21 protein-coding genes are annotated in these 24,673 nt (G+C 52.4%); 7 read left to right on the forward strand and 14 right to left on the reverse strand.

The window, feature by feature from the left end:
• Window position 1: 1 nt before the first annotated feature.
• From trpC to V9K95_RS01120, 3 genes are read left to right on the forward strand one after another with little or no spacing between them, the layout of a single operon-like run.
• Window positions 2-817, forward strand: a complete 816-nt coding sequence (gene trpC, locus V9K95_RS01110) for an indole-3-glycerol phosphate synthase TrpC (protein ID WP_336440076.1) — start codon at window positions 2-4, stop codon at window positions 815-817.
• Window positions 814-1,314 (forward strand): cyclic pyranopterin monophosphate synthase MoaC, encoded by a 501-nt coding sequence (moaC, locus tag V9K95_RS01115; RefSeq protein ID WP_336440075.1) that lies wholly within the window; start codon window positions 814-816, stop codon window positions 1,312-1,314. Before trpC ends, moaC begins: the two co-directional genes overlap by 4 nt.
• Window positions 1,315-2,523: a molybdopterin molybdotransferase MoeA gene (locus V9K95_RS01120; RefSeq protein ID WP_336440074.1), complete on the forward strand. Its 1,209-nt coding sequence runs from the start codon at window positions 1,315-1,317 to the stop codon at window positions 2,521-2,523.
• Here the strand turns inward: V9K95_RS01120 and V9K95_RS01125 are convergent.
• The 6 genes from V9K95_RS01125 to V9K95_RS01150 form a co-directional block, all read right to left on the reverse strand.
• Window positions 2,515-3,573 (reverse strand): Gfo/Idh/MocA family protein, encoded by a 1,059-nt coding sequence (locus tag V9K95_RS01125; protein WP_336440073.1) that lies wholly within the window; start codon window positions 3,571-3,573, stop codon window positions 2,515-2,517. The genes V9K95_RS01120 and V9K95_RS01125 overlap by 9 nt on opposite strands.
• A gap of 85 nt (window positions 3,574-3,658) precedes the next feature.
• A complete protein-coding gene (locus V9K95_RS01130; RefSeq protein WP_336440072.1) occupies window positions 3,659-4,441 on the reverse strand; it encodes a ThuA domain-containing protein in 783 nt (260 codons plus the stop codon).
• A gap of 38 nt (window positions 4,442-4,479) precedes the next feature.
• Entirely contained in the window at window positions 4,480-5,487 is a 1,008-nt protein-coding gene (locus V9K95_RS01135) for an ABC transporter ATP-binding protein (RefSeq protein WP_336440071.1), read from the reverse strand.
• Window positions 5,488-5,514: 27 nt separating this feature from the next.
• The gene (locus V9K95_RS01140) at window positions 5,515-6,342 is read right to left on the reverse strand and encodes a carbohydrate ABC transporter permease (RefSeq protein WP_307285152.1); all 828 of its coding nucleotides are present in this window, start codon (window positions 6,340-6,342) and stop codon (window positions 5,515-5,517) included.
• Complete coding sequence (locus tag V9K95_RS01145) at window positions 6,342-7,289, reverse strand: carbohydrate ABC transporter permease (RefSeq protein ID WP_115053026.1); 948 nt, start codon at window positions 7,287-7,289, stop codon at window positions 6,342-6,344. The genes V9K95_RS01140 and V9K95_RS01145 overlap by 1 nt, the downstream gene beginning before the upstream one ends.
• Before the next feature lie 112 nt (window positions 7,290-7,401).
• A complete protein-coding gene (locus tag V9K95_RS01150; protein ID WP_115053025.1) occupies window positions 7,402-8,664 on the reverse strand; it encodes an ABC transporter substrate-binding protein in 1,263 nt (420 codons plus the stop codon).
• Between the two features lie 284 nt (window positions 8,665-8,948).
• On the opposite strand from V9K95_RS01150, the gene V9K95_RS01155 reads away from it, so the two are divergent.
• Window positions 8,949-9,971, forward strand: a complete 1,023-nt coding sequence (locus V9K95_RS01155) for a substrate-binding domain-containing protein (protein ID WP_336440070.1) — start codon at window positions 8,949-8,951, stop codon at window positions 9,969-9,971.
• A gap of 152 nt (window positions 9,972-10,123) precedes the next feature.
• Window positions 10,124-10,840 (forward strand): transcriptional repressor LexA, encoded by a 717-nt coding sequence (gene lexA, locus V9K95_RS01160; protein WP_115053023.1) that lies wholly within the window; start codon window positions 10,124-10,126, stop codon window positions 10,838-10,840.
• Window positions 10,841-10,947: 107 nt separating this feature from the next.
• Here the strand turns inward: lexA and V9K95_RS01165 are convergent, their stop codons facing one another.
• The gene (locus V9K95_RS01165) at window positions 10,948-13,389 is read right to left on the reverse strand and encodes a ComEC/Rec2 family competence protein (RefSeq protein WP_336440069.1); all 2,442 of its coding nucleotides are present in this window, start codon (window positions 13,387-13,389) and stop codon (window positions 10,948-10,950) included.
• Between the two features lie 111 nt (window positions 13,390-13,500).
• Between V9K95_RS01165 and gltX the strand changes: the two genes are divergently transcribed.
• Entirely contained in the window at window positions 13,501-14,928 is a 1,428-nt protein-coding gene (gene gltX / locus V9K95_RS01170; RefSeq protein WP_115053021.1) for a glutamate--tRNA ligase, read from the forward strand.
• Window positions 14,929-15,073: 145 nt separating this feature from the next.
• Window positions 15,074-16,366 carry a citrate synthase gene (gene gltA / locus V9K95_RS01175; RefSeq protein ID WP_115053020.1) on the forward strand — a complete coding sequence of 431 codons (1,293 nt, stop codon included), beginning with the start codon at window positions 15,074-15,076 and terminating at the stop codon, window positions 16,364-16,366.
• A gap of 57 nt (window positions 16,367-16,423) precedes the next feature.
• Here the strand turns inward: gltA and lpxB are convergent, their stop codons facing one another.
• The 7 genes from lpxB to rseP all read right to left on the reverse strand — a co-directional run bounded on the left by lpxB (window position 16,424) and on the right by rseP (window position 24,645).
• On the reverse strand, window positions 16,424-17,599 hold the full coding sequence (lpxB, locus tag V9K95_RS01180) for a lipid-A-disaccharide synthase (RefSeq protein ID WP_442958538.1): 1,176 nt from the start codon (window positions 17,597-17,599) through the stop codon (window positions 16,424-16,426).
• A complete protein-coding gene (locus V9K95_RS01185) occupies window positions 17,596-18,483 on the reverse strand; it encodes an LpxI family protein (protein WP_442958526.1) in 888 nt (295 codons plus the stop codon). The genes lpxB and V9K95_RS01185 overlap by 4 nt, the downstream gene beginning before the upstream one ends.
• On the reverse strand, window positions 18,464-19,288 hold the full coding sequence (gene lpxA / locus V9K95_RS01190; protein WP_336440066.1) for an acyl-ACP--UDP-N-acetylglucosamine O-acyltransferase: 825 nt from the start codon (window positions 19,286-19,288) through the stop codon (window positions 18,464-18,466). Before lpxA ends, V9K95_RS01185 begins: the two co-directional genes overlap by 20 nt.
• On the reverse strand, window positions 19,288-19,770 hold the full coding sequence (fabZ, locus tag V9K95_RS01195; protein ID WP_115053016.1) for a 3-hydroxyacyl-ACP dehydratase FabZ: 483 nt from the start codon (window positions 19,768-19,770) through the stop codon (window positions 19,288-19,290). The genes lpxA and fabZ overlap by 1 nt, the downstream gene beginning before the upstream one ends.
• Entirely contained in the window at window positions 19,763-20,818 is a 1,056-nt protein-coding gene (gene lpxD, locus V9K95_RS01200; RefSeq protein WP_336440065.1) for a UDP-3-O-(3-hydroxymyristoyl)glucosamine N-acyltransferase, read from the reverse strand. Before lpxD ends, fabZ begins: the two co-directional genes overlap by 8 nt.
• A gap of 54 nt (window positions 20,819-20,872) precedes the next feature.
• Window positions 20,873-23,278, reverse strand: coding sequence for an outer membrane protein assembly factor BamA (gene bamA, locus V9K95_RS01205; protein WP_115053014.1), 2,406 nt, complete (start codon window positions 23,276-23,278; stop codon window positions 20,873-20,875).
• 230 nt (window positions 23,279-23,508) lie between these two features.
• Window positions 23,509-24,645: an RIP metalloprotease RseP gene (rseP, locus tag V9K95_RS01210; RefSeq protein WP_336440064.1), complete on the reverse strand. Its 1,137-nt coding sequence runs from the start codon at window positions 24,643-24,645 to the stop codon at window positions 23,509-23,511.
• Window positions 24,646-24,673: the final 28 nt, after the last annotated feature.

Below are 24,673 nucleotides of genomic sequence, written 5' to 3' on the forward strand. Positions count from 1 at the left end.
CATGGTAGATATTCTTCGCAAGATTGAGGCCTATAAGCGCGACGAAATTGCTGCGGCGAAGGCCACCGCGTCGCTGGAAGATCTCAAAGCCTATATCGCCGATCAAGATAGCTGCCGTGGCTTTCTCGATGCTCTGAAGTCGAAACGCGCCAAGGGCGAATTTGCCCTGATTGCCGAAATTAAAAAGGCTAGCCCATCCAAGGGATTGATCCGGGCAGACTTTGATCCGCCTGCTTTGGCAAAAGCCTATGAACTCGGCGGTGCAGCATGTCTTTCGGTTTTGACCGATGGCCCATCATTTCAAGGTGCGCCGGAATTCTTGAAGACAGCACGTGCTGCGGTGAAGCTCCCTGCCCTGCGTAAAGATTTTCTCTTCGATACCTACCAGGTCTATGAAGCGCGGAGCTGGGGTGCAGATTGCATTTTGATCATTATGGCCAGCGTGACTGACGATCTGGCGATTGCGCTTGAAGAAACTGCGTTCTCGCTCGGTATGGACGTACTTGTCGAGGTTCATGACGAAGCAGAGATGGAGCGCGCGCTGAAACTATCCTCGCCGCTTCTGGGTATCAATAATCGCAATCTGCGCACCTTTGAAGTTGATCTGGCTGTATCAGAAAGACTGGCTGCCATGGTGCCGGACTCTAAATTCCTTGTCAGCGAAAGTGGCGTGTTCACTCATGACGATTGTCGGCGGTTGGCACAATCCAATATCGGCTCATTCCTCGTTGGCGAAAGCCTGATGCGTCAAGTCGACGTAACAGCTGCAACCAAATCACTTCTATTCGGCAATACATCGCAAACGGATGCCGCATGACGCCCTCCAAACTGTCCCATCTCGATGCGACAGGCGCAGCCAATATGGTGGATGTTGGCGACAAGACTGAAACCGTGCGTCTGGCAACAGCTGAGGGGTTTGTTTCCATGCTCCCAGAGACGCTGAAGCTTATCCAGACCGGTAATGCCGCCAAAGGCGATGTTATCGGCACCGCACGCATCGCTGGCATCATGGCCGCCAAGAAGACGCACGAACTCATCCCGCTATGCCATCCACTGCTGTTGAGCAAAATATCGATCGATATTGAAGCCGATGAGACATTGCCCGGTCTGCACATCACTGCGACCGTTAAATTGACGGGCAAGACGGGTGTTGAGATGGAGGCTCTGACCGCTGTTTCCGTGGCCTGTCTGACGATTTATGACATGGCAAAGGCCGTGGACAAGGGCATGAATATTCAAAACATTCGGCTCTTGCAGAAAACCGGCGGAAAATCTGGCGATTGGTCTGCCAATATTACTGCCAGCGAGCGTTAAATGGCTGGACTCCTCCCCGTTGATGAAGCCCTGTCGCGCATCGTCGGTGCCGCTGTCAGAACAGATGCGGAAACAGTTCCGCTAAGCGAAGCCGGGGCGCGTGTTCTGGCTGAAGACCTTTATGCAAAACGGCAACAACCGCCCTTCGCCGCATCGGCGATGGATGGCTATGCTGTTCGCGCTGCCGATATCGCAAACGTCCCCGTCAACTTGAAACTGATTGGCCAATCTGCAGCGGGTCATGCCTTTCAAGGTTCGTTGGGCGTTGGAGAGGCTGTTCGAATTTTCACCGGCGCGCCCGTTCCTGCTGGTGCTGATAGCGTGGTAATTCAGGAAAATACCATTGCCCACGGCTCCCAAGTCGAAATCAAAGAGACGATTACCCTCGGCAAAAATATTCGCAAGGCGGGACTGGATTTTCAGGAGGGTGATCTGCTGTTGAAAAATGGCCGGACGCTCGATCCTTCGGCCCTTGCACTGGCCGCCGCAGCAAATTATCCCGCAGTGCGGGTATATCGGCAACCAAAAGTTGCAATTCTTGCAACCGGCGATGAATTGGTGAATCCCGGCGAAGTCTTCCGGCCCGACCAGATCATTGCCTCAAACACTTTTGGTCTGGCCGAAATCATACGCCAGGCAGGTGGTTTGCCTATTGATCTTGGCATAGCAGAAGACCGATTGGAAGCTTTGAGCGAGGCTGTAGACCGCGCTGTGGCAGCTCAAGCGGATATTCTGGTAACGCTCGGCGGCGCATCCGTTGGTGATCATGATCTGGTCCAGCCTGCTTTGGCTGCCAAGGGCATGAAACTCGATTTCTGGAAGATTGCTTTGCGTCCCGGCAAGCCGCTTATGTTCGGGCGATTGAACGACATGAATATTCTGGGCCTGCCGGGCAATCCGGTTTCCAGCTTGATATGCGGCCACATCTTCCTGGTACCGCTGATCCGCGCGATGCTTGGGCTGGAGTACCACTCTAACCTGCGTGCAGCAGTTTTGGGTCGTGACATGGACACGAATGATCAACGTCAGGACTATGTGCGCGCCACGCTTGCACGAAATGCCGACGGCACGCTCACAGCCACGCCTTTTCCCTTGCAGGATTCGTCAATGCTGAAGTTTTTGAGCGATGCCGAATGCCTTATCATCCGCGAACCACATGCCCCCGCCCTCAGGGCCGGAACCATGTGCAAGGTGATGTTGCTACGCTGAATTTGTTTCCAGCTGGTGTTCCTTGCGATCCATCTCCGTGATCGTGGCAAGGTCTATTGCTTTTTGCAATTTTGCGGCGTGGCGGAATGACGGCTCTAATGTTCTGCCTTGTCCAACCGCTTCAACGAAACGCTGATAATTTGTTGAGACCGGCTCGACATCAAGTTCTTTCCACGTTGCAGCTTCGACATCGTCGCCAAGGCAAACCATCAATTTTGAGCCATCATGCCGATGCTGGATTTCCAGCGATCCCTTGTCGCCATAGACCCGCAGCCTCAATTCATTGACATGGCCCGTTGCCCAACGGCTTGAATGCACAACGCCCAGCGCTCCGTTTGTGAAGCTGACTGTCATGGTAAAGCTGTCATTCGCATCAAGATCATATTCGCCGATCCTGTTGCCGTCAGCCTTGTCGAAGGCTTTCAACCGGCAAAATATTTCGTCAATTTCTGTGTCAGTGGCATAAACCACAAAGTCCAGAATATGGACACCAACATCACCCAGAGTTCCATTTGAGCCGTGCTTTTTCGACAGCCGCCAAAGCCAACGACTTTCAGTGCGCCATTCGCCCCACATTTTCGCAACAAGCCAGCTTTGCAGATATGAAGCTTCGACATGCTTGACCTGCCCGATCTGACCGCTGGTCACGAGTTTACGAGCAGCCTGCAACTGCGCGACATTGCGATAGGTCAAGTTGACCATACCGACCAGATGTGCCGCTTCCGCCGTCTGAGCCATCTCCATCGCGTCCTGATGGTTCACGGCCAGAGGCTTTTCACAGAAAACATGCTTGCCAGCCCTTAGGCATTGCATAGTGGTTGCATAGTGAATGTTGTCGGGCGTGATATTGGCAACCGAATCAAAATCACCCCATGCAAGCGCGTCATCGAGCGATGTGAAGGCCCGCTCAATATTGTATTTTTCGCGGAACGCTTCGACACTATTGATGTTCACGTCGACAGCACCCGCAAGTGTCACCCCCTCAATTTCAGAGAAATTCTTTGCATGGGCATTGGCCATGCTGCCGGTTCCTAGGATCAATAAACGCATGCTTGCGGTCCTTTAAACGCGCGCTGCACTCCCCGAGTGCAAGCGCCGCGATCGATATTCATCATCTCTAATCGTACTTGGAGGTCTAGCGGAAGCCTTCTTCGCCAGCCTCGTGCAAACTTCCACCCCGAGCCTTGATAGGCTCCAGAGCCTTCTCTACAGGCACATTCGGAGCATCCGTAATGTGCGGGAACCGATTGGAATTATATGCCCAATTGACGGCATTTCTTAAGACCAGGCCCACTGTCTCATCATGATAGGTAGGATAGGTTTCATGACCAGGACGGAAGTAGAAAACGTTACCCGCGCCCTTGCGATAGGTCAGTCCCGAGCGGAAAACTTCGCCACCCTGAAACCATGACACGAAAACTGTTTCCAGAGGTTCTGGAACTGAAAACGGTTCGCCATACATTTCCTCATTCTCGAGCTCGAAATAGGCTGGCAACCCCTTGGCAATCGGATGTCCTGGATTGACCACCCAAAGACGCTCGCGTTCCCCTGCCTCACGCCAGTTCAGGGCGCAAGGTGATCCCATCAGACGCTTGAAAATCTTGGAAAAGTGCCCGGAGTGAAGAACAATAAGGCCCATTCCCTCCCAAACACGCTTTGCAACACGCTCGACGATTTCATCGGCAACATCGCCGTGAGCGCGATGGCCCCACCAGACCAGAACGTCCGTCTCTTCAAGTGCCTTGTCGGTCAAGCCATGTTCGGGTTCCTGCAACGTCGTGGTCTTCACACTGATATTGGCATCCTTGCCAATCAATTTGGCTATCTGATTGTGCATACCTTCCGGATATATGTCGGCAACGGTCTTGTTGATATGCTCGTGAACGTTTTCACCCCAGACGAGCGTACGAATCGGCATGATGATTTCCTTACTTTATGCTGTGTGCTGCTTTTGCTTCATGCCCGGGCCGGGTAGCCCGATTGGTCGAAGCGGTGAACATTGTCGTTGATGGGCGAAACATGGAGAAGATCCCCCGGCTGCCGGCTTGGCTTCCCGTCCTGACGAACGACAAGCGGTTCCTTTGCGCCGATATCGATATAAAGATAACTTTCAGAACCGAGATTTTCAGAATGGATGAGCTTTCCAGCCCAAGTGCCAGCCTTTTCCCGAACTTCAAGATGCTCCGGACGTATCCCAAGCGTGTGTGCCTTATAGGCATCGGCGAATTTTTCCGTCAGGAAGTTCATCTTTGGAGATCCTATAAATCCAGCAACGAAAGTCGATTGCGGTTTCTCATATAGCTCCATCGGCGTACCGACCTGCTCCACATTGCCATCACGCAATACACAGATGCGATCAGCCAACGTCATGGCTTCCACCTGATCATGCGTGACGTAGATCATCGTCGTCTCATGCATTTTCGCGTGGAGCTTGGCGATTTCAAGACGCGTTTGCACCCGCAATGCGGCATCGAGGTTCGAAAGCGGCTCATCGAAGAGAAATACTTTCGGATCTCGCACGATCGCCCGGCCAATGGCGACGCGCTGCCTTTGCCCTCCTGAGAGTTGTTTGGGCAATCTGTCGAGGTAATCGGTGATTTGCAGCATTTCCGCCGCCTCGTTCACCCGGCGCTTGATTTCGTCCGCGCCACCCTTTGCCAGCTTCAGCCCGAAAGCCATGTTGTCGTAAACAGTCATATGCGGATAAAGCGCATAGGATTGGAACACCATGGCGATGCCGCGCTGCGATGGAGTGAGGCTGTTTACAACCTTCTCGTCGAAAGCCAGCGTGCCGGAGGTGATGTCTTCAAGCCCTGCGATCAAGCGAAGGAGCGTCGATTTTCCGCAGCCGGACGGCCCCACGAAAACCATGAACTCGCAAGGATTGATTTCGAGATCCACGCCCTTGATCACATCAAAGGTACCGAAGGATTTGCGTACATTGTTCAAACGAATAACTGTCATTTTTGAAACTCCCCTGAGCGCAAGGCTCTAGCCTTTGACGCCGCCGGCGGTGAGACCGGAAATGATCTTGCGTTGGAAAATAAGCACTAGAACCACCAGCGGTACCGTCACGATGACGGACGCAGCCATGATCAGACCCCACGGTACCTCGTGAGCGCTGGCGCCGGATAGAAGTGCAATGATGACGGGAACCGTTCGCGTTTCCGTGGACGATGTAAACGTCAAGGCAAACAGAAACTCATTCCATGCAGCGATGAATGCCAGAAGGCCTGTTGTTACCAGCGCTGGCCACATGAGCGGCAGGAATACTTTGGTGATGATCACCCAAGGCGTGGCACCATCAACAATAGCCGCCTCCTCGATTTCAATTGGCAGATCGCGCATGAATGTAGTGAGCACCCACACGGTAAAAGGCAATGTGAAGATCGTGTACGAGAAGATCAGGCCCCACAATGTATTATAAAGCCCGAGGAAACGGATAACCTCGAACAGCCCCGCCAGCACTGCAATCTGCGGAAACATGGAAACCGAAAGAATTGTCAGCAAGAGGAGTGAGCGGCCGCGAAACCGCACACGCGCCAGAGCGAAGGCTGCCGTAACCGCCATAAGCAGCGACAAGGCTACAACGAGGCCGGAGACAATAAGCGAATTCAGAAGATTGCGGGGAAAGCTGCCCGCTTCGATAACACTGACATAATTGGCCAGGGAAAATGACGTCGGCCAATATTCAATCGTGAAAAGCGCACTGCCCGTTTTGAAGCTCGTGATGATCGCGTAGTAAAATGGGAACACCGCAAACAGGACAATGAGCACCACAAGCGCATAAAATGCTGTATTCTTGATAGCTACGGGCATCAGCGATCTCCTCCATCCAGCCGAACTCGGCCGACCCAGATTGCGACAATGGTCATGAGAGCAATAACGACGAAAAGCAGCGTCGATTGCGCCGAGCCATAGGCAAACTTGTCGAATTCAATGAGATTTTCGCGGGCCAGCACCGACATGGTTTTCGTCTGAGCACTGTTTGGCGTCAGGACATAAATCAGGTCAAAAATACGCATGGCATCAAGCAGCCGGAAGATGATTGCGACCATCAGCGCCGGTTTGACGAGAGGAAGCGTTATACGGAAGAACTGCTTTACAGGATGGACGCCGTCAATCTTTGCAGCCTCGTAAACATCGTTCGGAACCATTTGCAGACCTGCAAGGATCAGAAGCGCCATAAAAGGTGTGGTCTTCCATACATCCACGATCAACACGGCGATCATTGCCGTATCGGAACTTGCGGTCCATGCAATTGGATTGTCGATAAAGCCAAGGCGCATGAAAAGGTCATTGAGAATGCCGAACTGATCGTTCAGCATCCAGCCCCACATGCGGGCAGAGACGATAGTCGGTATCGCCCAAGGGATAAGAATTGCTGCGCGGACAATGCCCCTGCCCTTGAATTCGGCGTTCAGCACGAGGGCGATAATCATTCCGAAAAAGGCTTCAAGCGCCACCGAAATGACAGCAAAGCGTACTGTGTTCCAGACTGCATTCCACCATGCTGGATCGACGAGCAGGCCGGAATAAAGCGTGCGCCCACTTTTCAGCTGGACCCATGAAAGATAGTTCTTGAATCCCACCCATTTAGCTTCCCCCATATTTGTGAGCGAAGCATCGGTGAAGGAAAAATAGATGGTTCGGATCAATGGCCAGCCAGCCACGATTGCCAAAGCAATGATCATCGGTATGAGGAAAAGCTGAGCCGAGCGGGATCGCTGGCGTAACAGATCTGATCGCAATGCTGTTGAGGTCATGTTTGAATTCCTGCCCAGGAAAAACATCGGGATGTGAACTCAGGCAGTCGGTGCGAGCGGATTGTCAGGAGGCTTCCAACCGCTCGCACCGTGCCCTTATGCTGGCAGAAAACTACCAGCTACCTCCCTGAAGCTCGGCGATCTTGGCTTCAAGTACTTCAATGTTTTCAGCGGCCGTGCCATTTCCGGACAATGTGTCGTGAACAGCACTCCAGAACATTGAGGAGACTTCGTTATACTTGACCTTTGTCGGAGCAGACGGTCGTGGAACAGCCGTTTCAAAAACCGGCTTCCACAATGGGATCAAAGGCTGCGCCGCAGCGATATCCTTGTCATCGTAGAGCGATTTGATGGTCGGCAAATGAGAAATATTGATTGCCATTTCCTTTTGCTGCTTTTCATCTGCCAGGAACAAAGCAAGCTTTATGGCCTCATCCGGTGATTTGGAATATTTTGAAACAGCCACATTCCAACCGCCCAGCGTTGCGGCAGATTTCTCGCCCTCTTTTCCCACGGGCAGCGGCGCAACATCGAACTTACCTTTGACGGCGCTGTCAGCGCCTTGGCTCAATGAATAAGCGTAAGGCCAATTCCTCATGAAGACGGAATTGCCTGTCTGCCAGACCCCGCGGGACTCTTCTTCCTTATAGGCCAGCGCACCCTTTGGCGATATGGTGTCTATCCAGCCTTTGGCACGATCAATCGCAGCAACCGCCTCCGGATTATTGACCGAGATCGTACCGTCAGCCTCAACAATCTGGCCGCCGCCGGATGATTTTATCCATTCCAATGCATTACAGGTTAAACCCTCATAGGCATTTCCCTGAAACACAAATCCGAACATTCCCTTGTTTCCGGCTTGGCGCTCGCCATCCTGCACTTCCTTGGCGGTCGCAGCCATCTCATCCCATGTCTTGGGAACCGGCTTCTTGTACTTTTCGAGCAGATCCTTGCGATAATAAAGTGCTGGCGCATCTGTGTATAATGGCAGGGCAACCAATTTGCCGTCCACTGTCTGGCTTTCAATGATCGACGGGAAATGCTGGTCGACCACGCCTTTTGCCGCTTCGGTCAGATCGAGAAATTGCTCTGATAGCTGAGGCGCCCAAACCACATCGGTCTTATAGACATCGATATCCGAGTTTCCGGCTGCAAGCCAAAGGCGATACTGACCGAAATTGTCAGAACTGCTTGATGGCATCGCCACAATGGAAACCTTGTTGCCTGTTTCTTTTTCAAAGCGGTCAAGCTGCTTGCGCAATTCGGCATTTTCATTGCCGGTCGAGCTGTAAACAATAGAAAGATTGGCTGCATAGGCACCTGAAGACAACAGCGCTGTAAGCAGGATGCCCGCCAAAACTGAACTCTTTTTCATAAATCCTCCCAGAAATATTTGATGGATCAACCCATGCCGGACGGCACTCAATCCCCAATTGACGATCCTCCTCAAGCACATCAGATAGTGAAATTAACCTATCCAAAGCGCTTTGGATAAAAGGTGTCAAAACGCAAAACGAATGTCAATAAATAGTTTATGAACGCCATTAATCAGGCAAATAAAATTGTGCAGATCATTTAAAGCGCTTTGAAGTATGATTATATTACGAAGGCAAAGACATCTAACGACGCAGATAGGAATACAGTTTTGGACCGTCCGGCATGAAGCTGAAAGAACTCGCTGAAAAGCTCAACCTCTCCCAGACGACCGTTAGCCGCGCGCTGAACGGTTATCCGGAAGTGAATGAGGCTACGCGCGAGCGCGTCAATAAAGCGGCATTGAAATTTGGCTATAGTGCGAATGCAAATGCCCGGCGGCTTGCCATGGGCCGTGTCGGTGCTATCGGTCTGGTTATCCCCGCAGATTCCAGCCAGCGATTTGGGCCTCATACCGCGGAATTTCTTGCCGGTTTGGCGGAGCGCCTTTCCCGGGACGAGATTGATTTTCTGCTCAGTCCCATTGTCGATAATGACGAGATTTCGGTTTATAAGCGCCTGATTTCGAGCAAACGGGTTGATGCGATCATCGTCTCCGGGCCTGTTTTGGTCGATGAGCGCGTATCCATGCTGATCGATGCAAACTTTCCTTTTGTTCTGCATGGCCGTACGAACATAGACAGGCCCCATGCCTGGCTGGATATCGACAATCAGGGCGCATTCTATCAGGCCGCAAGCCACCTCCTCGACCTTGGACATCGGCATATAGCCATGATTGACGGGTTAAGAGGGTTTACGTTCTCTGAGCATCGCGAGCTCGGATATCGCCAAGCGCTAAGCGAACGCGGCGTCGAAATCGACCCGCGCTTCATCGTACACGACTACTTCTCTGATGAAATCGGCTTTCGTGAAACGCAACGGCTGCTTTCATGCACTCCGCAACCGACAGCAATCATTGCAGGATCAATGATGACCGCTTTGGGCGTGTCACGTGCAGTTCGCAACAAGGGTTATCAGTTGGGCAAACAAGTATCGCTCATCACCCATGACGATGTCTTTCCATATCTCAATGCCAGCAACATGGTTCCATCCATGACCACCACACGATCATCAATGCGCTCCGCCGCCACGAGAATCGCTGAAATGCTCGTGCGCGTCCTTGATGGCGAACCCGTGGACAATATTCATGAATTATGGCCCGTGGAACTCACAGTACGCCAGTCGAGCGGTCCTCCGATAGGCGGATAGGCCCATATTTTGCGTCATTCCATCTGATTTTCAGAGTAATTGGGCATATAGGGCTGGTTTATACCAGATATTAATCCTTGTGGAACACAACTGGAACATATAGTGTTTGTTCTGGTTTTGTTTTTCCGATTCCACACTTAAGGATCGCCCCTATGCTGACGCGCAAACAACATGAACTTCTGCTCTTCATACATGAACGGTTGAAGGAAACGGGCATTCCCCCTTCTTTTGATGAAATGAAGGACGCACTTGATCTCGCATCCAAATCCGGCATTCATCGCCTGATTACCGCACTGGAGGAGCGAGGATTTATTCGTCGGCTAGCAAATAGGGCACGGGCGCTGGAAGTGCTTCGCCTGCCCGACTCGATTGCGCCGGGTCTGAACGCGCAACGCAAATTTTCTCCGAGCGTTATTGAAGGCAGTTTGGGACGAAATGTTGCGCCGCCTCGCCCGCAAGCAAGCACTGCCGATATTGTTGCTGCCAACATGATCAGCATTCCTGTTATGGGACGTATCGCTGCCGGTGTGCCGATCGCTGCAATTCAAAACCAGACTCACATGCTCAATCTCCCGCCCGATATGATCGGCAGCGGTGAGCATTATGCGCTTGAGGTCAAAGGTGACTCCATGATCGAAGCGGGTATTTTTGACGGCGACACTGTTGTTATCAAGCGCGGAGATACCGCGAGCCCCGGTGAAATCGTTGTGGCACTCGTGGATGATGAAGAAGCAACGTTGAAGCGTTTTCGCCGAAAAGGTGCATCCATTGCTCTCGAAGCAGCAAACCCCGCCTATGAAACCCGCATCTTTGGACCGGACCGCGTTCAGGTACAGGGCAAGCTGGTCGGTCTGATACGCAGATATTGATGGCGTTTACGCTTCGCTGGACGGTGTGCTTTTGTTCGTAGGCTCCATTCGAACAGCCACAGAATGGCAGCTAGCGAAAAATGTTTAGGACTACCATAAACGCCGAACTACATTTTCTTGCCTGTATCCGGTGGTTTCTTGGATAGTTGCCGCTCTTCAAGATTGCGCGCGGCGCGGGAATAGATGCGGTAATTATTCCAAGGGCGGTTGGGCGTGCCAATCGCATATTTTATATCAACCGAATTCAGGCGTTGAGAAAGCTCTTGTTTTGCCAAATCGGTGCCAACTGGTGTGGAATCGGCTTCGACAGAGTCAGATTGTGGAGCATCAAACCTGATCTCCGCAGCGCCTTTGAGCGCCAGCATTTGCGATGAAAGCAACAATTTTCCAGCATTTGGACAATTTGCAGCCCTCGCGGCAAAAGCCAAAATGATGATATCCCCTTCTAGGCATGCATCTGCTGTTCTTGTTGCATCATCGGTATAGGCAACGATTAATCCTCCCGGCTCCCGGGCAGTGCAAAGCTTATTGTTACATTCGAACTGAACGCCGCTTGCAACATCGCCTTTCATTGCCGGCTTAATAATCTGCCCGGCCCTATACCCCAACTGCCAATTATCGAGGCTGAAGGCGCTGCCTGCTTGTTTATTGATCGCCAGATGGTCGTCGTCCGTTCTTAACGCGACCAGTTTTCCGTCTTCTGAGACCATAATCGCAGGATAGGATGCCCGTCCCGTCAAACCAATTGCCAATGCTACCAATGGCAAGGCAAGCAGGCGCAACCACGTTGAAAGAAATAGAAGAAGCAAAAGCCCTATCGCCATAAGAATAAGCGAAGTTTCGGACATCAGCCCAAGATTTCCACTTGGTGAATGCGACGCCACGGCTTTTGCTATGGCGATAACAATCTCGATGCCCCATCCCATGATTTTAAACGGAAGCCAATCGAGGTCAAAAGGCATGGCGAGCAGGCCAAGCACTGCGAAGGGCATCACGAGAATTGAGACAATTGGTAGCGCCAAGGCATTTCCGACAAGGCCAAAAGGAGCGGTATTATTGAAATGATAGGCAGCAAAGATCGAGCTGGCTCCGCCAGCAACCAGCGAGGTCATGGCAATGCCGCCAATATAGGCCGTTGCTTTTGATGGAAACAGCCATATGCCGGCCTTGGCACTTGTCTGTTTCCGTAGGCCTCGTCTCAAATGGTAGCGTGACCACCAGCCATAGAAAGCTATAAGGGCAGCAGTTGCTGAATAGGACATCTGGAAACTTGGTCCGAGAATTTCATGTGGTGAAACCGCAATTGTAATTGAGGCGGCAATTGCGAGATTACGCATCGATATCGCCGCGCGATCAACGGTCATTGCAAGCAACATGACTGCCAGCATCACAAAGCTGCGTTGTGCGGCAACGTCGGCGCCTGAAAGCAGAAGATAGAATGCCGAGCCAAACAGGGCGATGACAGCCGCGAGTTTCTTGACGGGATAGCGGGCCGATGCACTTGGAAAGAATGCGAATACAGCGCGCAGCGAACCTATGCTGATTGCAGCCACCAATGCCATATGGAAGCCGGATATGGACAAAATATGTGACAAGCCGCTGCGGCGCATGGCATTGTTGGTCTCCTCGCTTATGCCGTCGCGCTGCCCTGTCACCAGCGATGTCGCAATATCGCCCGGCTCCCCTTTAATGCTTTTCAATATGCGATGGGTGAGTTGCTGGCGAATATTGCTAATTGTCAGGAATGCCGCTGCTGCTATTCCGGCCTTTGGCGCGACATCGGCTTTTTGAGGCAGGCCCAGCAAAAAGCCGTTGGCTCCAATGCCGCGATAATAATTGTTAAAGGCAAAATCATAATTGGCTGGCCGAACCGGGCCCGATTGCGGACGCAGATGGACCAGTGCTTTGAGTCCATCGCCAATGCTCAAATCTCGCGGCAAATGACGTGCAGAAACCGCAATACGCTCCGGTCCATAACGCAATGAAGGACGTTCGGTGCCTATGACGTCAAGGATCACCCGCCATCCTCCGTTTGCATCCTTTGCCAATGCTGAAATACGCCCCGTCACCCGGGTCGTCACTTCAGACCCAAGCATAGGCGTCGCTGCTCTGTTGGTTTCCAGCTTTGCGCAAACCATGCCCGCCGTGATTGCCATGAAGCCGAGACAGACCATCCTTATCGAAGGTCTGTTGTGTGCCAGCAGATAAAATACGACAAGCAGCGTGATTCCCAGGATCATCGGACTTAGTCTTGGCTCTCCGCTTGCGCCGAAATAAAGGATAGCTCCAGTTCCAGCGAACACCGGCAAAAACAAGAATTTCGCGCCTCGCGCAATCTCGTCGTTGATTGCCGCCGGAATTCCATGGGCAATGGCTTGCAGCTTACCTTCGACTGACCGTTTGAATACGGCGACGCGGTCATTCGAGCCAACGCCATAATGATCGATCGTTCCGGTGCCAGACGTTTTGACAAGCGGCTGTCCAAGACTTTCCGATTGAAACCAGAAAAGCCTTTCGCTCGTTTTCTCGTCGGTTGACGGTTCGGCCATTGATCCCCATTTCTGCCAATGCCCTTGCACGACAGCACCGCTATGGTACATCAACGCCAAATCAATTCGATTGGACGTTCGACTAATAGCCCGAACTGCCCTGGAGACCCTATGTCATCTTCTGTCGTTACCCGTTTCGCTCCCTCGCCCACCGGCTTTCTGCACATTGGCGGCGCCCGTACAGCCCTGTTTAACTGGCTTTATGCCAAGCATACTGGCGGGAAAATGTTATTGCGCATTGAGGATACCGATCGCGAGCGTTCGTCCGAAGCAGCTGTAACCGCCATACTTGATGGATTGAAATGGCTTGGTCTTGATTGGGATGGCGAGGTTGTCTCCCAATTTGATCGTGCTCCGCGCCATCGCGACGTAGCTGAAGAACTGGTTACCAAAGGCAAAGCCTATTATTGCTATGCATCACAGGCCGAACTGGAGGAAATGCGTGAAAAGGCCCGTGCCGAAGGCCGCCCGCCCCGCTATGATGGCCGTTGGCGCGACCGCGATCCGAAGGAAGCCCCTGCTGGCGTGAAGCCTGTCATTCGTATCAAAGCACCCCAAGAGGGTGAAACCTTGGTGCGCGATCAGGTGCAAGGCGATGTGCGCTTTCCCAATAAAGACCTTGATGATTTCATTATCCTTCGCTCGGATGGCAACCCGACCTATATGCATGCGGTCGTCGTCGACGATCACGATATGGGCGTCACGCACATTATCCGTGGCGATGATCATTTGACCAATGCGGCACGGCAAACTGTTATTTATAACGCAATGGACTGGGCCGTGCCTGTCATGGGCCATATCCCGCTCATCCATGGCGCAGACGGTGCAAAACTCTCCAAGCGCCACGGTGCGCTCGGCGTTGAAGCCTATCGTGCCATGGGATATTTGCCAGCAGCTCTGCGGAACTATCTCGTACGGTTAGGCTGGAGCCACGGCGATGACGAGATCATGTCCGATGCGCAAATGATCGAATGGTTCGAAATATCCGACATTAATCGCGGCGCATCACGCTTTGATTTTCAGAAACTCGAGGCGATTAACGGTCACTATATGCGAATTTCCAGCGATGCCGATCTGGTAAAGGCCATGATCGACGTTTTGCCGGAGATCGAAGGTGGGGCTGACATAATTTCCCGCTTGAATGATACAACCAGGGCACAGCTTCTCGCCGCCATGCCCGGCTTGAAAGAGCGCGCCAAGACACTTGTGGAACTTGCCGACAGTGCCAAATATCTGTTTGCTGAACGACCGCTCCCGCTTGACGAAAAAGCCTCCACCCTGCTCAATGAGGAAGGTTTGACCGTCCTTCGAGGCGTATTGCCCGATTTGGCTGCAGTTAGTGATTGGAACGCCGAAGCTCTTGATGCGGCTGTTCGTGTTCATGCTGAAAAAACCGGCCTGAAACTCGGAAAGATCGCTCAGCCACTACGTGCCGCACTGACGGGAAAGGCAACGTCTCCGGGAGTTTTTGACGTATTGGCTGTGCTGGGCCGGGATGAATCACTCGGTCGGATAGAGGATCAGTTAAAAGCGCAATAGTGAGGCGCTTTTCATCGAATTTTGCATTGCAACATTATGCCTTTCGGGTACGGTGCACTGCCTGCAAAAATCACGGAAATAACCTCATTTGAGGAAGGTGCTTTTGCGCTGGTTCAGCGCAAGTCAAAGCAAGAAAGGAACGGCAATGTCTGAGAACAGCGTAAACATCGATCTCAATGGTCACGCATTCGCTTTACCCATAAAAAAGGGGACCATCGGACCGGATGTCGTAGACATTGGGACTCTATACAAGAACACTGGCGCATTCACGTATGATCCGGGCTTCACCTCGACAGCGTCTTGCGAGTCGCAAATTACCTATATTGATGGCGACGAGGGTGTACTGCTTCATCGCGGCTATCCAATTGAACAACTCGCCGAACATGGCGATTTTCTGGAAGCTTGCTATTTGCTGCTTTACGGCGAACTGCCGACAAAGAGCCAGAAGGCTGATTTTGATTTTCGCGTAACGCGCCACACGATGGTGCACGAGCAAATGTCGCGCTTTTTCAGCGGCTTCCGCCGCGATGCGCATCCAATGGCAGTCATGGTCGGCTGCGTAGGCGCCCTATCGGCTTTCTACCACGACTCAACAGATATTTCCGATCCGCATCAGCGCATGGTCGCATCGATCCGCATGATTGCAAAAATTCCGACGCTGGCCGCCATGGCCTATAAATATCATATCGGTCAGCCCTTCGTTTACCCGAAGAACAATCTCGATTTCGCAACCAACTTCCTGCACATGTGTTTTGCAGTGCCTTGCGAAGATTACGTTCCAAATCCCGTGCTTGCCCGTGCAATGGATCGCATCTTCATTTTGCATGCTGACCACGAGCAGAATGCCTCGACATCTACAGTCCGCCTTGCAGGCTCGTCTGGCGCAAATCCGTTTGCTTGTATCGCAGCGGGCATCGCCTGCCTTTGGGGTCCAGCCCATGGCGGAGCCAACGAGGCTGCGCTGACCATGCTTGGTGAAATTGGCACTGTTGATCGTATTCCTGAATATATTGCCCGCGCCAAGGATAAGAACGACCCGTTCCGCCTGATGGGCTTTGGCCATCGCGTCTATAAGAACTATGACCCGCGTGCCAAGATCATGCAGCAGACCACCCGTGAGGTTCTGGCAGAACTGGGCATCAAGGATGATCCTTTGCTCGACGTTGCAATGGAGCTTGAGCGGATTGCGCTAACTGATGAATATTTCATCGAAAAGAAGCTCTATCCAAACGTCGATTTCTATTCCGGGATCACATTGAAGGCGCTCGGCTTCCCCACCACCATGTTCACAGTGCTGTTTGCTGTTGCACGTACTGTTGGCTGGATTGCCCAGTGGAAAGAGATGATCGAAGATCCACTTCAGAAGATTGGCCGTCCGCGCCAGCTTTATACTGGCGCAACGCAGCGTGATTATGTGAGCGTTGAAAATCGCAAATAAATGAAGACAAAGAAAAAGGCGCCAGATGGCGCCTTTTTCTTGAGTTATGAGCGACAATTATCGCTTTGCAAGCTCAAGAACTTTTTCAGCGGCAATTTCGCCGGCAGGCCGATCCGTTTGCATCAATCGGCTGATCTTGTCGAAACTCTCAAGCTGAGCGTCACGCCGCAGACCTGGCATCAGCAATTGCTCAACTTGGCGGGCAAGTGATCCTGCGCGCACGAATATATTGAAATATTCAGGCACAGCAGGTTCATCGGCTATGATATTGGGAAGCGCGGCGCTCCATATTTTGATACGTGGCGCAAGAAAAGTGCGCGCTAGCCAATCCGCCTTATAGGAAAGTACGGTTGGTATGCGAGCCAACGCCAATTCAAGCGATACCGTGCCCGACGCGGCAAGCGCTGCATCTGCTTGGGAAAAAGCGCGCAACCGCTCGGCTTCACCAACAACAATATTCGGGCGGACCGTCCAGTTTGCCGTTAATTCACGAACCATTGCCTCAACCCGGGGCAATGTCGGTATAGTGACATTTATGCGATTGCCCCGGCTCACCAGCAATCCTGCCGTTTCACCGAATACATCAATCAGACTGGCGATTTCTGACCTTCGCGAACCCGGCAGAATCAGGAGATTCTTGATATCTCGATCGCCAAGTCCCGCATCTCGTGCCCGGTTTTTTTCGGCTGCTTCCAGCAGCGGCGCATAGGAAACCAGCCTATGCCCGACATAGGTGGATGGGGGGCCTTCCAGATCCTTTAATGCCTGTACTTCAAAAGGCAAAATAACCAGAACGTGATCTATGTACGAGCGCATTGCCTTCGCACGCTCAGGACGCCAAGCCCATACGGATGGGCTGATGTAATTAACGATGGGGATGGATGGATCAGCGGCCCTCACCTTGCGTGCCACGCGGTGCGTGAAATCGGGACTGTCGATAATGATAAGACAATCCGGCTTTGCAGCGACAATTGAGGCAGCAAGTTGAGATATCCGGCGAACCAACTGAGGCAATTTGCGTATGATCGCACTAAGCCCGACAAGCGCTATCTCGTGCTGGTCAAACAGGCTATCAAGCCCAAGCTCAGAAAGATGGTCGCCACCAACGCCGGTCAGCGTAATCTCTCCATCATAATTTTTGCGCAGCGCCCTGACCAGATCGGCTCCCAACTGATCACCGGACTCCTCACCGGTTATGATAGCCAGACGCAGTGTTTTTCGAGCTGTCATCAGCTTTTCTCCTGCTCAAAAGTCTGGATAAACAGGCCGGCCGCATTGGCAGCGGCAAGGGTATCTTCGTAGGAAAGTATAAGGGTGCGGCCAGCTTCCACCGCAATTCCGCTGAGACCGGCCTTCACCGCGTTTTCAACAGTGCTCACACCAATAGCAGGGAGATCCGCCCTAACCTCCTGTTGCGGCTTGGCACATTTGACCAAGACACCACCTTTGCGGTTTATCCGCTTTGCCTCACGCAGGTCGGCCACACGCTGCAGCATCGCATCCGTCCCTTCGACGCCCTCCAGCGCCACGACGCGCCGGCCTACGGCAATAGCCGCCTGACCAATATCCAGAGAACCAATCAATATCGCTGCTTTACGCGCGGCTTCGATGTTCTCATGTCCTTCCTGAGTAGGTTTCTTACGTGTGATGCATCCCGGCGCCGGCGCGAGAATATCAGGCACGACTTCGTGCGCTCCCAGCACGCGAAAACCATAGGATTCAATTGTCGAGATGACAGCCCGGAGCAACCCATCATCTCCAAGCCTGAAAGCGCGCATAAACCGATAGAGCGCCACAAGATTACCGTTTCCGGGCTTAAGTGCGGCACTGAACTCCGGCCGGTGCCGAATACCACCAGCAAGAACAACATTTGTGATGTTCTCCGCTTTCAAGATTCTCATCAACCCGCCAAGTTCCACAATGGATATCTCGGCATGCTCGCCGGCATAAAGTTCAGGATCAGCCTCCCCTTTGATTGTTACAATCAAAGGGTTCGCGCCTTGCTTTCGCAAACTGGCTGCAACTGCGACCGGCAGAGAGCCATTACCCGCTACGATGGCAGTGCGGCCAATAATCGGCGCTGGAGATTTCTTCGCTCTAGCTGACGTCACTGTCACTGATCTCGATTGCAGAATCGAGCGGCGGTGTACAGAAGGCGCGCTTTGTGTCGGTGCTGATGAAATCGATGAGATCAGCCACGGCAGGCGATTCCGGAAATGCGATGCGAACATCATCGGCACGATTTTTGATCGATTTCGACCGATCGAATAACATGCGCACGGCATGGCGCAAATTATGGATTTCGGGCCGCGCCATGCCCGAGCGCTTCATTCCGATAATGTTAAGACCACCAAGATAAGCATGATTACCGATAGCCATGCCATAAGGCACGAGATCGCTGGCCAACGCCGCGAGGCCGCCAATAAAGGCGTGATGGCCCACACGTACAAACTGATGAATACCCGCACCGCCGCCAATAATCACATTGTTTCCAATAGTGACGTGACCGCCGATCATGACATTGTTTGAAAACGTAACATTATCGCCGATGATGCAGTCATGCGCGACATGGGAATAAGCCAGAAACATGCAATTGTCGCCGACTGTCGTGATGCCGCGGCTCCCATCAGTCCCGCGATGCATAGTGACGCCTTCGCGAATAACGCAGTTCTTGCCGATAACAAGGGTGGTATGCCCACCCTTGTGTTTGGTATTCTGGGGCTCGCCGCCAAGCACCGCATTGGGATAGACTTTAGAGCCATCTCCGAGCGTGGTTGGCCCCATAATGACGATATGGCTGAGAAGACTAACATTGTCGCCAATAACGGCTTGGGAACCAATATGGCAAAACGGGCCGATGGTTACCCCTTCGCCGATTTCCGCGCCCTGCTCAATGATGGAGGTGGGATGAATGCTCGACATTAAACCCCGGTCTCTTCAACAGGGAAGCTAACCATGGCCGCAACTTCGGCCTCGGCGACCTTGAATCCGTCCACCTCGGCAACGCAGGCGTATTTATGGATATTGCCGCGTTGCTTGAGCTTTGTGACGCGCAATTTCAATTGGTCACCCGGTACAACCGGCTTTCTGAACTTGGCATTATCGATGGTCATGAAGAAAACCTGACCAGGCTTGCCGCTACCATTGTTGAACAACACAATAGCACCCGCAGTCTGGGCCATAGCTTCGATGATCAGCACACCGGGCATAATGGGCAGTTCCGGAAAATGTCCGGCAAAATGCGGCTCGTTGATGCTGACATTCTTGATCCCAGTCGCTGATCTGTCTGCGTCAATATCAACGATCCGGTCGATCAACAGGAACGGATAGCGATGTGGCAAATTGGCCAGAAGTTTCTGGATATCCGCAACGCCAAGGCTCTCTGTTTTTATGGCATCAGTCATCTGAACTGCTCTCCTTCTTGGTCCGGGTCATGGCGCGAACGCTGGCAATCTCACGGAACCACTGCTTGAACGGTTGGGCAGGCGCTCCAGCCCATCTCTCACCGTCCGGAATATCATTCATAACGCCGCTTGCCGCGGCAATCTCAACACTCGCCCCAATCGTGACGTGATCTTTAATTCCGACACTGCCGCCAAGCCGCGTCATATCGCCGAGAATGACGCTGCCGGAAATACCGCACTGCGCCGCGATAACGCAATGGCGGCCGATCTGCACATTGTGGGCAATCTGCACCAAATTATCGATTTTCGTGCCTTCGCCAATGACAGTATCAGCCAAAGCACCCCGATCTACGGTCGTATTTGCGCCAATTTCCACATTGTCCTGAATGATCACGCGGCCAAGTTGGGGCATTTTATCAAGACCGGCTTTGCCCGGCACATAGCCGAATCCATCCTGTCCGATGCGCACGCCTGGATGCAGCAGCACCCGATTGCCGAGAAATGCATATTGAACGGAACTACCTGGGGCAACATAGCAATCGCGTCCAATCTTGCAGCCATTACCAATGACCACATTGGCGCCAATCACAGTGCCGGAGCCAATGGATACATGACTGCCGATAATTGCACCCGGTTCAATTGTTACGCCGTCTTCAATTTCAGCAGTTTCATGAACAATAGCATGCGATGAAATGCCGGTTTGCCCGCTCCACAAATGCGCATTGACAGCATTCGGATAAAGCGCACGTCCGATAGCGGCAAATGCCTGCTGTGGGTGGCGCGTGACAATGATCGCGACATTTTTTGGTATGCTGGGTCTGACTTCTTCGGTGCAGAGCACACAAGCGGCATTCAGACCGCTCAAATCCAATGCACTTTTTCTGCTTTCAACGAAAACGAGTGCATCAGGACCGGCATCATTTAGCGAGGCTAAACGGGAAATTGGCCGGTTGGCCAGAGAACTGTCCACAAGAACGCCATTGGTCAGATCGGCGATCTGACCAATGGTTACGTTTGACAGTGGCTCATAAAAGATCGGATCGGCCATCGACTAACTTTCTCCCCCGGGGAAACTTGCTCCCCCCGGGAGGTCAGCAATCTATCAGAACTTGCTCGACATGCCGAAGTTGAAATTCTGCACCTGATCGCCATCAACTTTCTTGACCGGCACGGCATAATCGAAGCGCAACGGACCGAATGGTGATGCCCACATGATGCTGGCGCCGACAGATGCACGCCATTCCATCTTTTCGCCTTCAACGTCGATACCGTCGCTACCCTTCAAATCACTACCGAACAGGGTCGCAGCATCGGCGAAGAATGCACCACGAATACCAAGACTTTCTGGAATAACAGGTATCGGGAACTGGGTTTCAACGCTTGCATTCAGGTAGGTATTACCACCAAGGAAGCTACCCTTCTTGTCGTCTGTATTGGCGTCACGAGGACCGATACCGGCATATTTAAAGCCGCGGATCATGTCTTGCGTGTTCTTGAACGTATCGAACACGCGCAGATCATCGCCGCCGAAGCCTTCAATGTGGCCTGCACCTACACCAACCAAGCCGACAACATCCAACTCATCAAGCAATGTCTTGTAATAGCTGGCTTTAACCGTTGTCTTCAGGAAGTTGGCATCACCGCCGATACCGGCATATTCCTGATTGAACTTCGCATAGATACCATCGCGCGGGTTCTTCACGTCATCAATTGTATTGTAGGTAAGCGACCAGCTGACCGATGACTTGATCCAAGGGCTTTTCTCTGCAGCATCAGCAAATGCCTTGGATATCTCGGATGGGTCATAAACCTTTGGCGTATCCGGGTTACCGTCATCATCATACATGGCATCGCCGTCAATCTCATACTCTTCTCGAGTAAGATTATAAGCAACGCCTGCAGTCAGCTCTTCCGTGATCGGCAGACCAAAGCGGATTGTACCGCCGGTCAAATCTGTGTCGTACTTGTCCTTGACGCCTGACTGACGCTTGAAGATATCAAAGCCGGCAGAAACGCGTTGTCCCAAGAAATAGGGCTCTGTGAACGAGAACGAATAGGTTCTATTATTGTCGAGACCGCCACCGGCGCCAAGACGAATATACTGACCGCGACCAAGGAAGTTACGCTCCGTGATGGAACCTTCCACTGTAGGCCCTGGGCTTTCACCGCCGGTCGTGTAACCACCACCGATGGAGAATTCACCTGTCGGCTTCTCAATAACGTCAACGACCAGAATTACCTGATCCGGCTGCGAACCAGGCGCAGTCGAAATATTGACGGTCTGGAAGAACTCAAGGCGCTCAAGACGACGCTTTGCGCGCTGAATGAGAACCTGATTGAATGCATCGCCTTCGCTCACATCGAATTCACGGCGAATAACGAAATCGCGGGTCTTTTCGTTGCCGCGGATTTCAATACGCTCAACATAGGCGCGAGGGCCCTGATCGATCGCATAAGTAACGGAAATCGTGTGATTTTCGAAATTACGATCACCGCGTGGCTCTACTTTCGCAAAAGCATAACCTTGACCGGCAACCTTTTCGGAAACCTTAATGATTGAATCTTCAACATCCTTGGCGCTGTAGGTGTCGCCTTCGCGAGACTTTACCAGGCCATTCAATTGCGCAGTATCAACGCCCTCGACAGAGCTTTCGATCTGCACGCCGCCAAACGTATACTTCTCACCCTCTTCGACGGTGATATTGATTGTATAATCATTGGTTGCCGGATCGAGATCGGCAGTTGAGGAAACAACGCGGAAATCAGCATAGCCGCGGTTATAATAGAAACGGCGCAGCGCTTCCTCATCTGCACGCAGACGATCTTCGCTGTAAACGTCGTTACGGGTCAACCATGACAATGGGTTGGATTTCTTTGTCGAAATCACGTCGCTTAGACGGCGATTGCCGAATGCCTGGTTACCGACGAAGTTGATCTTGGCAATCTTTGTACGGTCGCCTTCATTAATTTCGAAGACAACATTAACGCGGCCTTCGCCCAGATCCATCAAACGCGAATTTACAGTTGCATCGCTGCGGCCAACATTGCGATAGGCTGCGCGGACTGCTTCTGTATCTGCATCAAGCGTTGCCTGATCGAAAGCGGCACGAGGCTTCAACTGAACAGCGTTTTGCAGCGCTGGGTCTTTGATCTTCTTGTTGCCCTGGAAAATAACCTGGTTCACAACCTGATTTTCATTGACGGTAACAACAAGAGCACCGCCCGACTGGCTGATGCGCACATCGCTGAACAGGCCAGTAGCGAAAAGACGCTTGGTGGCAGCATCGATATCTCCATTGGAGAATGGCTTGCCAGGCGTGATACCGATATTGTCGCGCACAGTCTGCGCATCAACACGTGTATTGCCCCGCACCTCGATACGGCTGACAGTAGCTGCCTGAGCTGTAGCAACGCCTGCGACCGTTGTTACGATCGCACCCGAACTGACGAGTGCCGCTGAAATGGCGAGCGCTGACGCCGCACCTACAAATTTTGAACTTGCCGCCATAGGCCTTATGAACCTTCGTTTCTCGTTATACCCGGGCGAGATCCCGGACTAAGCATTACTCGTACACCGTCATAGCCGGTTTTTATATACACGCAAGGCTTACGGTTAAAAACTGTTTACTTCCCACATAACAGTGGCATCCATGCCACGCCATTCAGCACGTATAGTAAACAGATCATGTCGTTTTGCCATAACACGCCTCAAATTTTCACTAATGTTTAATTTTCGCATCAGCAAGCGAACAGATCATTGAAGATGACGAATCCCATAAATCCGAGCACAAGGAAGAACCCTGTACGGAAAAACAACTCCTGTACAGCCGGTTTTACGGGCCTGCCTATAACTGCCTCGGCAGCATAAAAAACCAGATGCCCTCCATCAAGCGGAGGCAATGGGAAGAGATTAAGCAGCCCGATACCAATGGAAAGCATGGCAGTAAGCTGAATCAGCCAATCAATGCCCTGACTGGCCGCCTGCCCCGCCATTGTCGCAATCTTGACCGGACCACCCAACTGGCATTTATCTTCGCGACCTGCGAAAAAACGGCTGAAGAATTGTCCTGTGCGGGCAATGATAAAGCCACTTTCGCGCACGGCCTGACCAACCGATTCGATTGGGCCATACTCGATGCGACGAATATTCCCCGCCTGCAAATTGGTAACAACGCCGATTACTGCAACCTTTACCTTGTTGCCCAACGCGTCTTCCTGCTCGGAAAGCTCAGGCGTCGCAGTCAGATGTACTTCTTTACCTGCACGTTCGACCACAAAATCAAGTGCATCCCCGCCCCTTGCCGAGACATGGCGCTGCACATCCGCAAAAGTCACGATCTTCTCGCCATCAACGCTGACGAAGCGATCTCCCGGCTGGAAACCGGCAATGGCTGCCGGGCCACCAGGACGCACTTCGGCGACCATAGGATCGGAAATCATCCTCCCATAGAGCGCAAAAAACACCGAGAAAATCGCGACCGTGAGCAAAATATTGAACGCCGGGCCTGCAAATACCGTTGCGGCACGTTTCCATACCGGTTGAGTGTGAAAGGCCACAGCACGCTCAGCATCCGTCATGGTCGATACATCGGCTGCGGTAGAACTGGTTACGTCTTCGTCACCGGCAAATTTTACATACCCGCCGAGCGGAATAGCCGAAAGCTTCCAGCGCGTCCCTCTGGAATCATTAAAGCCTATCAACTCAGGCCCAAAACCGATCGAGAAAGCTTTTACGCCGATACCGCACCACCGGCCCACCAGATAGTGTCCCATCTCATGAACGAAGACAACAACCATTAAAACGATAAGAAACGGTACGATTGTTCCAACGAGCACGCTTTGAGTACCAAATATGGTGTGCAACAGATCTGTCAAATTATCCTCCGGGCCCGCAACAGAATAA

The sequence above is a fragment of the Phyllobacterium sp. CCNWLW183 genome, assembly GCF_037203775.1.
GTDB classification, from domain to species: Bacteria; Pseudomonadota; Alphaproteobacteria; order Rhizobiales; family Rhizobiaceae; genus Phyllobacterium; species Phyllobacterium ifriqiyense.

Coding starts and splice junctions, on each gene's coding strand:
- moaC (WP_336440075.1), top strand. CDS start 814: ATGACGCCCTCCAAACTGTCCCATCTCGATGCGACAGGCGCAGCCAAT.
- V9K95_RS01150 (WP_115053025.1), bottom strand. CDS start 8,664: ATGAAAAAGAGTTCAGTTTTGGCGGGCATCCTGCTTACAGCGCTGTTG.
- V9K95_RS01135 (WP_336440071.1), bottom strand. CDS start 5,487: ATGACAGTTATTCGTTTGAACAATGTACGCAAATCCTTCGGTACCTTT.
- V9K95_RS01120 (WP_336440074.1), top strand. CDS start 1,315: ATGGCTGGACTCCTCCCCGTTGATGAAGCCCTGTCGCGCATCGTCGGT.
- V9K95_RS01145 (WP_115053026.1), bottom strand. CDS start 7,289: ATGACCTCAACAGCATTGCGATCAGATCTGTTACGCCAGCGATCCCGC.
- V9K95_RS01125 (WP_336440073.1), bottom strand. CDS start 3,573: ATGCGTTTATTGATCCTAGGAACCGGCAGCATGGCCAATGCCCATGCA.
- V9K95_RS01140 (WP_307285152.1), bottom strand. CDS start 6,342: ATGCCCGTAGCTATCAAGAATACAGCATTTTATGCGCTTGTGGTGCTC.
- lexA (WP_115053023.1), top strand. CDS start 10,124: ATGCTGACGCGCAAACAACATGAACTTCTGCTCTTCATACATGAACGG.
- fabZ (WP_115053016.1), bottom strand. CDS start 19,770: ATGACTGATGCCATAAAAACAGAGAGCCTTGGCGTTGCGGATATCCAG.
- lpxA (WP_336440066.1), bottom strand. CDS start 19,288: ATGTCGAGCATTCATCCCACCTCCATCATTGAGCAGGGCGCGGAAATC.
- gltA (WP_115053020.1), top strand. CDS start 15,074: ATGTCTGAGAACAGCGTAAACATCGATCTCAATGGTCACGCATTCGCT.
- V9K95_RS01130 (WP_336440072.1), bottom strand. CDS start 4,441: ATGCCGATTCGTACGCTCGTCTGGGGTGAAAACGTTCACGAGCATATC.
- lpxD (WP_336440065.1), bottom strand. CDS start 20,818: ATGGCCGATCCGATCTTTTATGAGCCACTGTCAAACGTAACCATTGGT.
- gltX (WP_115053021.1), top strand. CDS start 13,501: ATGTCATCTTCTGTCGTTACCCGTTTCGCTCCCTCGCCCACCGGCTTT.
- trpC (WP_336440076.1), top strand. CDS start 2: ATGGTAGATATTCTTCGCAAGATTGAGGCCTATAAGCGCGACGAAATT.
- bamA (WP_115053014.1), bottom strand. CDS start 23,278: ATGGCGGCAAGTTCAAAATTTGTAGGTGCGGCGTCAGCGCTCGCCATT.
- V9K95_RS01155 (WP_336440070.1), top strand. CDS start 8,949: ATGAAGCTGAAAGAACTCGCTGAAAAGCTCAACCTCTCCCAGACGACC.
- V9K95_RS01165 (WP_336440069.1), bottom strand. CDS start 13,389: ATGGCCGAACCGTCAACCGACGAGAAAACGAGCGAAAGGCTTTTCTGG.